General features: G+C 58.7%; 13 protein-coding genes. 4 read left to right on the top strand and 9 right to left on the bottom strand.

The genetic code is table 11. The features are described 5' to 3' along the window. Positions 1 to 10: 10 nt before the first annotated feature. Positions 11 to 1,528: a class I adenylate-forming enzyme family protein gene (locus GM668_RS25835; RefSeq protein WP_155441853.1), complete on the top strand. Its 1,518-nt coding sequence runs from the start codon at positions 11 to 13 to the stop codon at positions 1,526 to 1,528. A gap of 47 nt (positions 1,529 to 1,575) precedes the next feature. Here GM668_RS25835 and GM668_RS25830 read toward each other — a convergent pair whose 3' ends face one another. Continuing rightward, entirely contained in the window at positions 1,576 to 2,151 is a 576-nt protein-coding gene (locus GM668_RS25830; protein ID WP_170305838.1) for a TMEM175 family protein, read from the bottom strand. 152 nt (positions 2,152 to 2,303) lie between these two features. Between GM668_RS25830 and GM668_RS25825 the strand changes: the two genes are divergently transcribed. Further along, positions 2,304 to 3,095: a M48 family metalloprotease gene (locus GM668_RS25825; protein WP_155441877.1), complete on the top strand. Its 792-nt coding sequence runs from the start codon at positions 2,304 to 2,306 to the stop codon at positions 3,093 to 3,095. Positions 3,096 to 3,150: 55 nt separating this feature from the next. Here the strand turns inward: GM668_RS25825 and GM668_RS25820 are convergent, their stop codons facing one another. Beyond that, positions 3,151 to 3,300: a hypothetical protein gene (locus tag GM668_RS25820; RefSeq protein ID WP_155441852.1), complete on the bottom strand. Its 150-nt coding sequence runs from the start codon at positions 3,298 to 3,300 to the stop codon at positions 3,151 to 3,153. A 9-nt stretch (positions 3,301 to 3,309) separates the two neighbouring features. After that, entirely contained in the window at positions 3,310 to 3,888 is a 579-nt protein-coding gene (locus GM668_RS25815) for an NnrU family protein (protein ID WP_155441851.1), read from the bottom strand. 111 nt (positions 3,889 to 3,999) lie between these two features. Here GM668_RS25815 and GM668_RS25810 point away from each other — a divergent pair, with 111 nt between their 5' ends. After that, a complete protein-coding gene (locus GM668_RS25810) occupies positions 4,000 to 5,298 on the top strand; it encodes a GMC family oxidoreductase N-terminal domain-containing protein (protein WP_155441850.1) in 1,299 nt (432 codons plus the stop codon). 113 nt (positions 5,299 to 5,411) lie between these two features. Here GM668_RS25810 and GM668_RS25805 read toward each other — a convergent pair whose 3' ends face one another. Together GM668_RS25805 and GM668_RS25800 are read right to left on the bottom strand one after the other, a co-directional pair. Then, positions 5,412 to 5,615, bottom strand: a complete 204-nt coding sequence (locus GM668_RS25805) for a SlyX family protein (protein WP_155441849.1) — start codon at positions 5,613 to 5,615, stop codon at positions 5,412 to 5,414. A gap of 53 nt (positions 5,616 to 5,668) precedes the next feature. Then, positions 5,669 to 6,634 carry an MBL fold metallo-hydrolase gene (locus tag GM668_RS25800; RefSeq protein WP_155441848.1) on the bottom strand — a complete coding sequence of 322 codons (966 nt, stop codon included), beginning with the start codon at positions 6,632 to 6,634 and terminating at the stop codon, positions 5,669 to 5,671. 70 nt (positions 6,635 to 6,704) lie between these two features. Here GM668_RS25800 and GM668_RS25795 point away from each other — a divergent pair, with 70 nt between their 5' ends. Beyond that, positions 6,705 to 7,631, top strand: a complete 927-nt coding sequence (locus GM668_RS25795; RefSeq protein ID WP_155441847.1) for a LysR family transcriptional regulator — start codon at positions 6,705 to 6,707, stop codon at positions 7,629 to 7,631. Here the strand turns inward: GM668_RS25795 and GM668_RS25790 are convergent. The 4 genes from GM668_RS25790 to GM668_RS25775 are packed head-to-tail and all read right to left on the bottom strand — an operon-like array spanning position 7,616 to position 14,025. After that, entirely contained in the window at positions 7,616 to 8,254 is a 639-nt protein-coding gene (locus GM668_RS25790) for a transglutaminase-like domain-containing protein (protein ID WP_155441846.1), read from the bottom strand. The genes GM668_RS25795 and GM668_RS25790 overlap by 16 nt on opposite strands. Further along, positions 8,251 to 10,212 (bottom strand): adenylate/guanylate cyclase domain-containing protein, encoded by a 1,962-nt coding sequence (locus GM668_RS25785; RefSeq protein WP_170305837.1) that lies wholly within the window; start codon positions 10,210 to 10,212, stop codon positions 8,251 to 8,253. Before GM668_RS25785 ends, GM668_RS25790 begins: the two co-directional genes overlap by 4 nt. 4 nt (positions 10,213 to 10,216) lie before the next feature. Further along, the gene (locus tag GM668_RS25780; RefSeq protein ID WP_155441844.1) at positions 10,217 to 12,157 is read right to left on the bottom strand and encodes an adenylate/guanylate cyclase domain-containing protein; all 1,941 of its coding nucleotides are present in this window, start codon (positions 12,155 to 12,157) and stop codon (positions 10,217 to 10,219) included. Then, positions 12,154 to 14,025 carry an adenylate/guanylate cyclase domain-containing protein gene (locus GM668_RS25775; protein WP_170305836.1) on the bottom strand — a complete coding sequence of 624 codons (1,872 nt, stop codon included), beginning with the start codon at positions 14,023 to 14,025 and terminating at the stop codon, positions 12,154 to 12,156. The genes GM668_RS25780 and GM668_RS25775 overlap by 4 nt, the downstream gene beginning before the upstream one ends. Positions 14,026 to 14,045: the final 20 nt, after the last annotated feature.

Raw genomic sequence — 14,045 nt, 5'->3', positions numbered from 1 at the left:
GGAGACACGCATGGAATGGACCCTCGGTAGCATCTTGCCAGCGGCAGCGAAACGTTTTGGTACAAAGACGGCGCTGGTTTTCAAGGACCGCTCGCTGTCGTTCGCGGAACTGGACCAACTGGTGAGCCGGCTGGCAGCCGGCTTGCAAGCGCTGGGCGTGGGGCCCGGCGACAAAGTCACGCTGTATTCCGTCAACCGATGGGAATGGGTGGTGTCGTATTACGCAATCCACCAGGTAGGTGCGGTCGCCATTCCCATCAACGTGATGCTGACGGCGGAAGAAGTGGCGTATGTGGCCAACGATTCCGGTTCGCGCATCGTGCTGGCGTCGTTCGACAAGGGGGAAGCACTGCTGTCCGTGCGTGAAAAATGCCCGATCGAACATATTGTGCTGTTTGGCGGCGCCGGATTGCCGGGCACGCAGCGTTTTGAAACCTTGCTGGACAACACAGCGCCCTTCAAGCCCGTTGCGGCCGATCCGGATGCGCTGTCCACCATTGCGTATACGTCCGGCACCACAGGCCACCCGAAAGGCGCGATGCTGAGCCACCGCGCCATTCTGTCGTCGGCCGCCGGCATGGCGCTGATGCACGTGCGCACCGAACACGACACGGGCGTCACCGCCCTGCCCTGCTCGCACGTGTATGGCAACGTAACGTTGAATGGCGCCATCATGTATGGCATGACGTTGGTGATCATCCAGAAATTCAATGAAGAAGAAGTGCTGAACGCCGTGCAGACGCACAAAGCCACGATTCTCGACGGCGTGCCCACGATGTATATGTACCTGCTGGCTTACCCGGATTTGCACAAGTACGATGTGTCATCGCTGAAGCGCTGCGCCGTGGGCGGCCAGACCATGCCGGTGGCAAAAGCGCGCGCCGTGGAAGAAGCGTTCGGCTGCCCGATGCTGGAAGTGTGGGGCATGACGGAACTGGGCGGCGTGGCCACCACCAACCCGTTCTATGGCGAAAACCGCCACGGTTCCATCGGCCTGGGCGAACCCGGCATGACGTTCCGCATTGCCGATCCCGAAGATGCCTCGAAAACCCTGCCGCCCGGTGAAGTGGGCGAATTGATGGCGCGCGGCTCGATGGTCATGCAGGGCTATTACGGCAATGAAAAGGCTACGCGCGACACCATTGAACCCGATGGCTGGCTGCACACGGGCGACCTGGGCAAGATGGATGAGGCGGGCTACATTTATATTGTCGACCGCAAGAAAGACTTGATCATCACGGGCGGCTTCAACGTCTATCCGGCCGAGCTGGAGCGCGTCGTCTCCGGCCATCCGGCAGTCGCCATGGTGGGTGTGGGGCCAAAACAGGATGACCTCAAAGGGGAAGTGGCAAAAGCCTATGTGGTGCTGAAACCGGGCGCGACGGCCTCGGCGGACGACATTTTGGCGTATTGCCGCGAACACCTGGCTGCGTACAAGGTGCCGCGCAGCGTGCAATTCGTGGCGGACTTGCCGAAGACCAGCAGCGGCAAGATCATGCGGCGTGAATTGAAGACGCTGGATAACTGACTTGCTTGCGTGGCGCGCGTGTTGGCGCGCGCCACGCTTACTGCCTGTCAGTGGTTCAAATGCTTTTCAATACGCCGGTCTGGGATAAACCAGATCAGCGCAACGATGACATACAGGCTGGCGCCCAGCCATGGATGCACAAACGCCAGCGCCATCCCTGCCACATACAATCCAATCGACAGCCACGTTTTTTTATCACTCCCCACGGCCTGTCCCAGCGCTGAGTCCTTGCCGTGCAGCCGAATCAGTATGCTCACCAACAGCATGTACGCCAACGCGCACATCGTCAGCACGCCGCCATAAATCACCACGGGCACTTGGCCGAAATGGTTCTCGCCCATCCAGCCGGTGACAAACGGAATCAGCGACAGCCAGAACAGCAAATGCAAATTCGCCCACAATACGCTGCCGTTGACTTTATTGATGGCGTGCATGGTGTGGTGGTGGTTGTTCCAGTAAATCCCCACGTAAATGAAACTCAGCACATAGCTGAGGAACACGGGCGCCAGCGGCGCCAGCGTGTCCCAGTCCGCGCCGTGCGGCACTTTAAGTTCCAGCACCATGATGGTGATGATGATGGCGATCACGCCGTCGCTGAAGGCTTCCAGCCTGCCTTTACCCACAAAACCTCCCGTTAAAAATGTGTGTCAAATCATGCTTAGCGACAACCAAATGCGTTTTCGCAAAGTTGCCTGAACAGAAGATCGCTACGATTTCTATGCGGAAATACGCCGCATCCCTGATGAAAAACACCTTGGGAGCATTCATGAAATCCATGCGTTCACCCTTGCAGGAAAAGTCCGTTAATCCCGTGCCAGCCCTGCTAGCTGGCAGCGTGTTGGCGCTGTCAGCGCTCACCGCCCCGTTGACCGGCGCCACCGATTTACGCGGGCTGGCCGATTCAGCGGGCCTGGCAATCAAAGCCGCTACGCTGAGCGACGCCGAAGTCATTGACCTGGCCGACAAATCCTGCGCCGCCCTGGATCAATCCAACAAAATTGCCGCGCCGGGCAGCAAGTACGCAAAACGCCTCGCGGCAGCACTCAAGCCATTGAAATTAAGCCAATTCAATGGCAAACGGCTCGATGCGAAGGTCTACCTCGTCACCGACGTCAATGCGTTCGCCATGGACAACGGCTGTATTCGCGTCTTTGCCGGCTTGATGGATGCCTTGAACGACGATGAAATCCGCGCAGTCGTGGGCCACGAAATTGGCCACGTATTACTCGGCCACACCAAAAAATCCATGCAGACAGCCTTTTCATTACAGGCTGCGCGCGGCGCCGCCACTGCAGTCAGCGGCACCGCAGCAACGCTGAGCCAATCCGAACTGGGCAACCTGGGCCAGAAATTCATCGCAGCGCAATTTTCCCAAGCCCAGGAAACGGATGCGGACGACCAGTCGTACGACATGCTGCGCAAGGAAAAGCTGTCGCGGACGGGGCTGGTGACGCTGTTCCAAAAGCTGGCGAAACTGGAAGGGCCCGGCCATAGCATGTTCAGTTCGCATCCGTCTTCGCCGGACCGGGCGCAGCATATTCAGTCGCGTATTGATAAAGACGGCTAACTGTACTGACCGGAACGCGGGCTCGCTACACAGGAGAGCCCGCCCGACAAGCTAATTACACAGCCCCATTCTTCTTGGAGCGCACCTTGGCCTTTGCCAGCATCTGCTCCAGCCTCTTGATCACTCTTTCCGCAGGTACGTAATCACCCGTAGCACGCGCTGCCCGCGAACGTTCAATGTATTTCTGATAATTTTTCGTTTGCATCTATGCACCTCATCCAAACGGCCGCACCCCAATTAACACGCCATGCAGCCAGAACGCAAACACGGCCCACACCACCACGCCACCAACCACAGCCATCGCCGTACCCTTGCCGGTGCCGGGCGGATAGACCGTACCGGCTACCCGGTCCCGCTGGCGGGCGGATTTGAAGTCAATGATGGCCCACAGCAGGAACGATCCAAACAAAATCACATCGGCCAAGTTACCGTTGGCCAACAAATGCGCAAACGCCCAAACCTTTACTCCAATCAACATTGGGTGATGCACTTTGGCTTTAATCCCATTGTTCGGCACGTGGGATGCAGCAAGGAACACAAATGCAATCAACGTCAGCAGTCCCGCAATATGGCGGGTAGCGGCTGGCGGCACCCACAGCACGACGGGCGATTGCCGTGCCAGCCCATATCCCCACACCAACAGCACGAACCCCGCCAGGGAAATTAGCGAATACACGCCTTTCCATCCCTGCTCCCCCATCCGCGCCCGCATTTGCGTACGCCACGGATCGGCAACAATGCGCACTGAATGCACGCCCAGGAAAATCAGTAAGCCGAGAATCAACATTGCCATTGGAACATCTCCGCAAGTAAGGATTTTTGACGATACTTTAACGTGGATTAACAGGCAACCTTATTCTTCCGCAACACCAGCACTACCCAATAGCGGTGCTACCATCGCTTGATGCACACCCCATTCCGTTCTTCTTATGACGCCATCGTGGCCGGCAGCGGCCCCGGCGGCGCCTCTGTTGCCCGCGAACTGGCGTGCCGGGGATTATCGGTTGCCATATTGGAACAAGGCAGTGCAGTGCCCGTAAACGGGACCCTCCTGCAAATGTCCGCCATGGCAGCCATTCCCGGCCGCGGCGCTTATTTCCACCAGGACGCATCCCTGCTGGTTCAAGGTATTACTGCCGGCGGCAGTTCCACATTAAATTTCGCTACCGCCGCACCGCCACCGGCAGCGTTATTTGCCCGTTATGGCATCGACCTGTCCCGCGAAACACAAGCGCTACAGGCTGAATTGCCAATGGCGCCATTGCCGGATGAATTAATCGGCCCCATGGCGCAGCGTTTATTGCAGGCGGGCCAAGCCGCCGGGTTAAGCTGGCGCAAGTTAAATAAAATGATCCGTCCACAAATCTGCCGTACCGGCTGCTGGCGCTGCGTTTACGGCTGTCCATTTGGCGCAAAATGGACGGCGCGTGATTTGATTGAGGAAGCGGTGCGCCATGGCGCCCATTTACTCGATCAAACCTGTGTCATCCGGGTATTGCAAGATAAAGGGCACGCCACCGGTGTTGAATGCGTACGCGAAGGTCAGCCATTCACCATTCATGCATCCCATATTATTCTGTCCGGCGGCGGCATCGGTACACCCCGGATATTGCATGCTTCCGCATTAACACCCCGCACATCGCCATTTTTCAGTGATCCCGTTGTTGCCGTGATGGGTACTTGCGACGATATACATGGCGGTGCCGAAGTACCGATGGCTGCCGGAGCTTATTTCCATGAACAAGGTTTTTCACTGGCAGATTTAACACTGCCTAAACCCATGTATCAAGCCTTTGCATTGCAGGTAGGTCGCATAGACCGACTATTTTCGCATGAAAAAATTTTATCAATTATGGTAAAGATTCGTGATGAAATCGGCGGCAGCATTGGCCCACGCTGGGTCAACAAATCCCTTCAGCCCAGCGATAAAGCCAAATTCCGCGAAGGCATTGGATTAGCCCGCCAAGTATTAAAAGAAGCGGGAGCACGTCGCATCTTTAAAAGCTGGCATTTCGCCGCCCATCCCGGCGGCAGCGTCCGCATAGGCCATGGTGTGGATAAGCACTTAAGGACTGCCTTACCCGGCTTATATGCGTGTGATGCTTCCGTCATTCCTGAACCATGGGGCTTGCCCCCGACGCTGACTTTATTAAGTCTGGGTAAACGTCTGGGCACAGCCATCGCCTCCAGTCAATTCGACTAAAACTTCTGCCAGCGGCCCATTTCAGCCATTTCATGCCAATTATTAGCGCGATTGCGCCAATTTAAGGCATAAAATCGGCGTAAAAAAGCGGCTGAGCAGCCGCAACGTGGCAATCAGTAATGCGGTGGCCGCTCATTGAGCGGTGTTTGCTGGCTTTGCGCATTATCGCGAATATGCTGTGCCAAGGCATTCAACATGACTTCCAATTTATCGATTTGCTTTTGCTGTTCATAAATACGCTGATTCAGCGAATCCACCATGTCTTCCGCATGGGCCAGTTTGATTTCAATATCAATAAAGCGTTCTTCTGTACTCATTTAAAACTCCCGGCAGTGAGGCTGCCATTATACCTTGCCGCCGGGATTAAGCCTTATTTCTTGCTCAGATCGCGGTACGCGGCCGGCACATTCAAGCCCGGATGCACCCAGCCAAACAATGCGTAGCCACCGAATTCGGGCATGGCTGTGCGCTGAACCGTTTGCTCCAGGGTCAGCCCTTCATTGACTGCAGCCTGGACCTTATTACGGATGGTTTCCAGGTATTGTATATGCCACTGCAAATCTTCACGCTGCATGGCAACCCCGTGGCCAGGAATAATTTTCGCATCCGCTGGCAGGAAGGCATAGACCTTTTTTAATGTCTCCAGGGTTTCCACCAAACGGCCATCCAATAGCCATGGCAATGCCGGTTTGGAAGCAATGACAGGATTACCTGTCCACAATACTTTAGACTGCGGTTCCCATACCCATAAATCGCCACCGGTCTGGCCAAAGCCGAAATCAATAATATCGACTTTTTTATCACCCAAATCCAGCGATACCGTACTGCCTGCCGCAACCACAATATCCGGTGAACGGGCTTTGATATGTTCAATACCACGGCCGCTGCCAAAGTTTTTCACCATGAAAGCTTTATCGTCTTCCAAATGGCCGGCAATGTATTGGCGCGTGACCGCATGCTGCACAATTTTTACAGTCGCAGGCAAATACATATTGCCGTACGAATGGTCGCCATGAGAACTGGTATTCACCGCGTACAGGATTTGTTTGCCGCCCAATTGGCGGCTCAATTCCTGCACTTGTTTATTCAAGCGCTGGTTCAACATGGTATCAATCAGCAGTGCGCCTTTGCTGCCGACAATTAACCCGCCGCTGGTAGCCGCCGCCCCGCCCTTGGCATTCAATTCACGGGCATCTGCCGCGTAATATGCATACACACCCTGGTCCAGTTTTTCACTGACCATTTGCACTTTATTGCCGTCCCAAATGGGTTCGCCGGCATACGCAACCGTGGTGGCCAATAAAGCGGCAGTGATGGCAATCAGTTTGGTTTTCATGGAAGGCTCCTGTTGATGAGTTGATGTGCACAGCTTATGCTGTGCACTCACGCAAGAAAATTCCAAATTTATGCAAACCGCCCTTGCAGAAACGCACACCGACTTGAATGACTTGCGCTGCGTGGCAGCCATAGTCGAGACCGGATCACTGTCTGGCGCCGCGCGCCGCTTGAACGTCAACCATGCCACGGTGTTCCGCCGCCTGGCGCAAATGGAAGACAAGCTGGGCGTGCGGCTGTTTGAACGCAGTGGCGGGCGCTATGTGCCCACCACTGCCGGCGAAGAGATTGCCCGGGCCGGCGTTGCCATCGAAGAAACCGCTCAGCAAGCACTGTTGAAAGTGGCGGGCCGCGATTTGCGCCCCAGCGGCACGGTTCGGCTCACCACGACGGACAGCGTGGCGCAAGTCTTGCTCAATCCCGCGATTGCCGCGTGCCGCCGCGAGTATCCCGACATTACCTTGCAACTGGGTATCGATAACGTGATGGCCAACCTGTCGCGGCGCGACGCCGATATTGCAATCCGTCCCGCCATGCAGCCGCCGGATCATTTGATCGGCAAGCGTATCGGTCCGCTGGCGTTGGCCGTCTACGGCGCCCCCGGCTATCTGGACGCACAGCCGCAGCGCCCGCTGGCTGAACATGCATGGATCGCACTGGATGACACGCTGGGCCGCCACCGTACGTTGCGCTGGCTGGAAAAAATCGTGCCGCTCGATACGGTCGGCTTCCGGGCCAGCACCTTCAGCACGCTGCGCCAGGCGTGTATCGATGGCTTGGGGCTGGCGCTGTTGCCGTGCTTTCTTGGCGATAGTACGCGCTCACTTCGGCGCGTAACGGAGCCGGACCCGGCGCTGGCGTCGGAATTATGGCTGCTGACGCACCCGGATTTGCGCGATACCGTGCGGATTCAGGCAGTCATGCGGGTACTGGCGGAAGAGCTGGGAAAAGTGGCAGATTTGGTGGGTGGCAAGGTCCCCACTCACTCTGCCACGTGATAACCGGCGTCGATCCAGCCAGCACGCCCCGCTCCAGGCTTTATAGACGGCATCAAATTCACATCCGGCAAATTCTCCAGCACCGCCTGGACAGTCGGATACCGGGTCAGCGCATCGACCACGACTTGCAGCGGTTCTGCCCATATCTCCGGCAAATCCCGCTCATCTGGCGCCAACACCGGGAACGCCAGCTGTTCGCGCGGAGGCGTAAAACGGGCATCCACGCCGGGCTTGTTGCCCCGCGCATCAATGCGGTACCAGCCATACGGTTCCAGCCATACGGCGTTCAAGCCATGCAAACAATACGGCGGGCCTTCCGTGCCTACGGCCAGCCGCTGATAGCACAGCCCGGCCGGAATGCCATTGGCGCGCAGCAGCGCCGCCAGCAAGTGGCTCTTCGCGTAGCAATAGCCCGTCCCGTGCTTCAACACATCGGACGCGCGGCACGTGACGGGATTGCTGTGGTAATCCACGCTATGGCGGATGCCATCGCGGACGAACTCAAAACAGCGCTGCGCCACCTGTTCCAGCGACGCCGCGCCCTGCGCCAATGCGGCAGCTTTGGCGGCCACATCGGGGTGGTCGCCGTCGATCCATCGGGTATGTGCGAGATAAGGTGTCATCCGGCCATACTACCGCTGGCTGCCGGTTCCTGATTATTCTTAGCTTTTATGAAATACATATCAATTTCACCCTTGCCTTTCGCGGCAACCTTGCCCCGATACTCGCACTCAAATTCTTCCTTGGCCAGGTCACTGGTATAAGCCGACACATTGACCCGCATCCCTTCGCCCGAACTCTCCATGCGCGACGCGATATTAACGGTGTCACCCCAGATATCAAACGCGTACTTGCGCTTGCCAACCACGCCCGCCACCACGGGTCCCGAGTGTATACCCACACGCAAAGTCCATTTGAACGGATTCCTCCGGTTGCGCTCCTCGATGTAGGCAATCATCTTCAACCCCGCCCGCACACACCGCTGCGCATGGTCTGAACATGGCTTGGGCAAACCTGCCGCCGCCATGTAGGCGTCACCGATGGTTTTAATCTTCTCTACGCCACATTCGTCGGCAATATCATCGAACGCCGCAAAAATCTCGTTCAGTTCCGCGATCATGCGGTCCGCCGGCATGGTCCCTGCCATGGCCGTGAATCCGGCAAAGTCTGTAAACAGCACCGTGGCCGATTCATGCCGGGCAGGCTGGGCCTGCCCCGTGTTCGATAATTCTTCCGCCAATTCCACCGGCAATATGTTGTACAGCAATTCCTTGGTCTTGTTCTGTTCGCGGTTCAATTCCAACGTGCGCTGCGTGACCTTCTGTTCCAGTTCCTGTTCCGAGCGCCGCAAGGTTTGCACCAGTGCTTCCTGCGCCGCCATTTTTTGCAACCGCTCTTGATTAAACCGGTCCGCCAGCGCCAGCGCCATCACCAGCAATTCAAAGGCCGCGCCATACATGATGAATACGAGGCTGGGCGGTTCGCCCCGCACGTTTTGCATCGACGTGTACGTGGAAGCGGCGATGGCAGGCAGATAGGCCACCACGACAAAGCGGGCAAAGCGGTCGCCGCGCAGCGCGCACAGCACAATGCCATACCCCAGCAAAGGAAAGATCGGTTGCCACAGCAAGCCGCCAATAATGTAAATCGTCTGCATTTGCGCGGCGGCGTTCGGCACTTTCATCATCGTCATGGCTGCCAGCACAATGCTGGTCAGGCAATTGATGACAACAAATGTCCATAGCACCATGCTGACGCGGGGGATCACACGCCACAGCCGCAATATGCGCGAAATAAACAGCGGCGTCAGCACGCACACGAACAACACCGACATGACAGCCGAACTTTGCTCGAACAGCGGCGACTCTGGCCACAGCATCTGGAACGCGGAACCATAGCCGCCCGCCGCGCTGCTGGTGGTCCACACGATGGCAAACAGCGACAGCACATAAATCAAGTTATCGGCTTCGCGCTGATACAGCCACAGCATCAAGTTGAATGCAGCCAGGGTCAGCGCCATGCCGAGGTACAGCACCCATTGCGTCTGTTCCCAGCGTTGCCGCGCCTGATACGCGTGCGGCTGCCACACCATCGGCCGCAGCATCACACCCTGGAATCCGGTGCTGCGCACGCGCAAATACACGTCAATGGTGTCCCCGGCGCCCACTGTGAACGGGAACACAAAATAATCTGTCGGCAACGGGCGCTGGGCAAACGGACGGTTTGCGCCCGCGGACTGGTGCACATAGCCGCCATGGCCGTCGGGCACGTAGAAGTCCGCTTCCTGCAACGTGCGGTTGCCCGTGTCGAACCACCACGTCCCGGCTTGCGTACTGTGCAATCGGAAGCGCAGCCACCACGCAGACGCGCTGAAACCAGGCGATGCCTTGCCGGGCATAAAACGTTCCGCCTGCGCGGCCGCCTGCTGCACCGTCATTTGCCCACCCGGGTCTTCCAGCAGCACGGTGGCCGCCGTCAAGTCAACCGGCTCACTGCCGGCCGGCAGCGCGATTTGCGCTGCAGCTGGTCCCGCCAGCAACAGCCAGCACACCAGCCACCTCGCCAGCCAAAAAGCACGCATTGCTTTACCCATCCACTGTGACACCGGCCGTACAGCGTGCACCGCGCACGAAATACATGTCGATTTCTCCTTTACCCTTGGCCGCTACTTTGCCCCGGTATTCGCAATCAAATTCTTCGCTGGCCAGGTCGCTGGTATAGGCCGACACATTGACCTTCATGCCCTCGCCCGAACTTTCCATACGCGATGCAATATTAACGGTGTCGCCCCAGATATCAAACGCATACTTGCGCTTGCCCACGACACCCGCCACCACCGGCCCGGAATGGATGCCCACGCGCAGCGTCCATTTGAACGGGTGGCTGCGGTTGCGCTGTTCGATGTATGCAATCATTTTCAAGCCTGCCCGCACGCAACGCTGCGCATGGTCGCGACACGGTTTCGGCAAGCCTGCCGCCGCCATGTACGCATCACCGATGGTCTTGATTTTTTCCACGCCACATTCATCCGTGATGTCGTCAAACGCAGCAAAAATGTCATTCAATTCCGCCACCATGCGGTCAGCGGGCATGGTCGACGCCACCGCAGTAAATCCGGCGAAATCCGTGAACAATACCGTGGCCGATTCATGCCGCGCCGGCTGCGCGCAGCCCGTGGCGGACAATTCATCGGCCAGTTCCACCGGCAAGATGTTGTACAACAATTCTTTCGTGCGTTTTTGTTCCGCATTCAATTCCAGCGTGCGCTGCAAGACCTTGCGCTCCAGGTCTTGTTCATTGCGGCGGGTGCTGTCCAACAATGCTTCCTGCGCGCTGATCTTTTCATTGTGTGCGTGGTTCAGGTAATCGGCCAGCGCCAGCGCCATCACCAGCAATTCAAAAGCCGAAGCCCACAGCATATTGGCCAGCTCGGGCGGCAAGCCCCGCAGCGCCTGCGTGGAAATGGCGGCGGCCACAATGATCGACGGCACGTAGGCGATGCAGTAATAGCGCGCCATGCGGTCGCCCCGCCACGCTTCGCGCGCCACGGCAAACGCCACCAGCGGATAGACGGGCAGCCACAGGAACCAGCCCATCACGTAGATCCCTTGCAGCAAGGGCGCCAACCGCGGGTTATCCAGCACCGTCAATACCACCATCGCCGCCATGGCACCTGTCAGCGCAGTCATCACGCCCCACAGCACACGGCTCAGCCTAGGCGCCCGCGCACGCACATCCACCAGGTTGAACGCCAGGATCACGGGCAGCCACGTGACGGGGATTTGCGACAGCATCCACGAACACTGTTCAAAGTGCGGCGCATTCGGCCAGAACAGCTGGTATGCGGAACCAAAGCCGCCTGCCGTGGCGCTGATGGCCCACACGATGGATGCCAGCGTCAACACATACAGCAGGTAATTGCGCTCGCGCAGATACACCCACAGCATCAGGTTGAAGGCGCCCAGCGATGCCGTCATGCCCAGGTACGTCAGCCACGCGCGCCGGTCCGCCTGTGCCGCTTCCAAGTAAGCGCTGGGGCGCCACAGGCGCGGCATCAGCGCCACGCCGAGGAAACCCGTGCTGCGTACGCGCAGGTAAACGTCGGCACTGGCGCCCGCCGGCACCGTCAGTGGAAAGACAAAGGTATCCGCCGGCAGCGGACGCTGCGCGAAAGGAAAACGCGAACCCGTCGCCCAGTGCAGCCAGCCGCCGCGCCCGTCCGGCTGGTAAAAATCCACTTCCTGCAGCGTGCGGTTGCCCGTATCGAACCACCACGTGACGGCTGCACTGGCAGGGTTGCGCACGGTAAAACGCATCCAGTGTGCGGACGCCGTCATGCCCACGTTGGGCGAGCCGGGCTGGAAGCGGCTGGCGGCGGCCACCGCGTCCGCCACCGTCAGCGTGCCTTGCGGGTCTTCCAGCAGCGCGATGTCCGGCATGGGCAAGGTGGCGGCCTGTTCTTGCGCGCACGCGCAAGCCGCTGTACACAGCAGCCACACCAGCCACACGATGCGCCAGAGTTTCATGTGCCCGTACGCTCCCCAACGACGAAATACATGTCGATGTCCCCTTTGCCCTTGGCCGCCACTTTGCCCCGGTATTCACACTGGAATGCATCGCCCGCCAGGTCGCTGGTATAGGCGGACACATTGACTTTCATGCCCGCGCCCGCGCTTTCCATGCGCGATGCGATGTTCACGGTATCGCCCCAGATATCGAATGCATATTTGCGCTTGCCCACCACGCCTGCCACCACAGGGCCGGAGTGGATACCGACCCGCAGCGTCCATTTGAACGCATGGCTGTGATTACGCTGTTCGACATAGGCAATCATCTTCATGCCGGCCCGCACACAGCGCTGCGCATGGTCCGCGCACGGTTTCGGCAAGCCCGCGGCAGCCATGTAGGCGTCGCCGATGGTTTTGATTTTCTCGATGCCGCATTCGTCCGCGATATCATCAAACGCGGCGAAAATGTCGTTGAGTTCCGCGATCATGCGGTCGGCCGGCATCGTTGACGCCAGCGCGGTAAAGCCTGCGAAGTCCGTGAACAGCACGGTGGCCGATTCATGGCGCGCCGGCTGCGCGCGGCCTGTGGCGGATAATTCGTCCGCCAGTTCCACTGGCAAGATGTTGTACAGCAGTTCCTTGGTACGCTTTTGTTCCGCGTTCAATTCCAGGGTGCGCTGCATGACTTTGCGCTCCAGCTCCTGTTCCGACTGGCGCAAGTTGTTCAACATGGCTTGCCGCGCCGCGAACGTATCGAGCCGCTCGCAGTGGAAGCGGTCAGCCAGCGCCAGCGCCATCACCAGCAATTCAAACGCCGCGCCCCACATCAGCAGCGACAGCGTGGGCGGCATGCCCCGCAAGTTTTCCACCGACGTCCAGGCCGACGCCATGACAGCGGGCAGATACGCCACCAGGATGAAGCGCGCCATGCGGTCGCCGCGCCACGCGACATATACGACGCCGCTGAGCACCAGCGGGAAAATCGGTTGCCACACCAGCCAGCCCACGATGAATAATTGCTGCTGCAACGCGGCCGACGTCCCCGGGTGCAGCCAAAACACCAGCAGGATGGCGGACGCCACCACCGTGTTCAAGATGACCAGCCAGCGCAGCGTCAAGTTCAGGCGCGGCAAGCGCCGCCACAAATCCGCCAGCCGCGTGATGAACAGCACGGGAAACAGTCCCGCCGCCAGGATCGCGCCCACCCACGCGCTTTGTTCGAAGCGCGGCGCATCAGGCCAGTACAGCGCATAGGCCGCGCCATAGCCGCCCAATGCACTGCACGTGGCAAACACAATCGATGCCAGCGACAGTACGTACAGCAAATGGTCGATTTCACGCAGATACAGCCACAGCATCAGGTAAAAGCCCGCCAGCGATGCCGCCATGCCGAGGTAAATGTGCCAGCCCGTGCGCTCCCACTCCATGTGCTCCATGTACGCTTGCGGCTGCCAGATGCGGGGCTGGACAATGATGCCCATATACGCGGTACTGCGCACGCGCAAATACAGCACGGTGTCCGCGCCCTGCTGCAACGTGATGGGAAAAACAAACTGGTCGGTTGGCAGCGGCCGCTGTGCAAAGGGTTGCGTCGAGCCCGTAGCGGCATGGCGCCAGCCGCCGTGGCCATCCGGCTGGTACAGCGCAATTTCCTGCAACGTGCGGTTGCCCGTGTCGAACCAGAACGCGGCGCCGGGCGCATGGGGATATGGCGGGATGGTGAAGCGCATCCAGAACGCGGATGTCGTCATGCCGACATTGGTATCGCCAGCACGGAAGCGTCCGGCCCGCTCCGCGTCCAGCACTTGCGGCAAGGTCATAGTGCCGGACGGGTCTTCCAGCAGCATCACGCCTGACACGTGCTGTGCGCCAGCCCAGGCTGCCACGGCCCACATGCATAATGCAA

It is taken from the genome of Pseudoduganella ginsengisoli (assembly GCF_009720865.1).
In the GTDB taxonomy this organism is placed as follows: Bacteria; Pseudomonadota; Gammaproteobacteria; order Burkholderiales; family Burkholderiaceae_D; genus Rugamonas; species Rugamonas ginsengisoli.
This window is presented reverse-complemented; position numbering and strand designations above follow the sequence as displayed.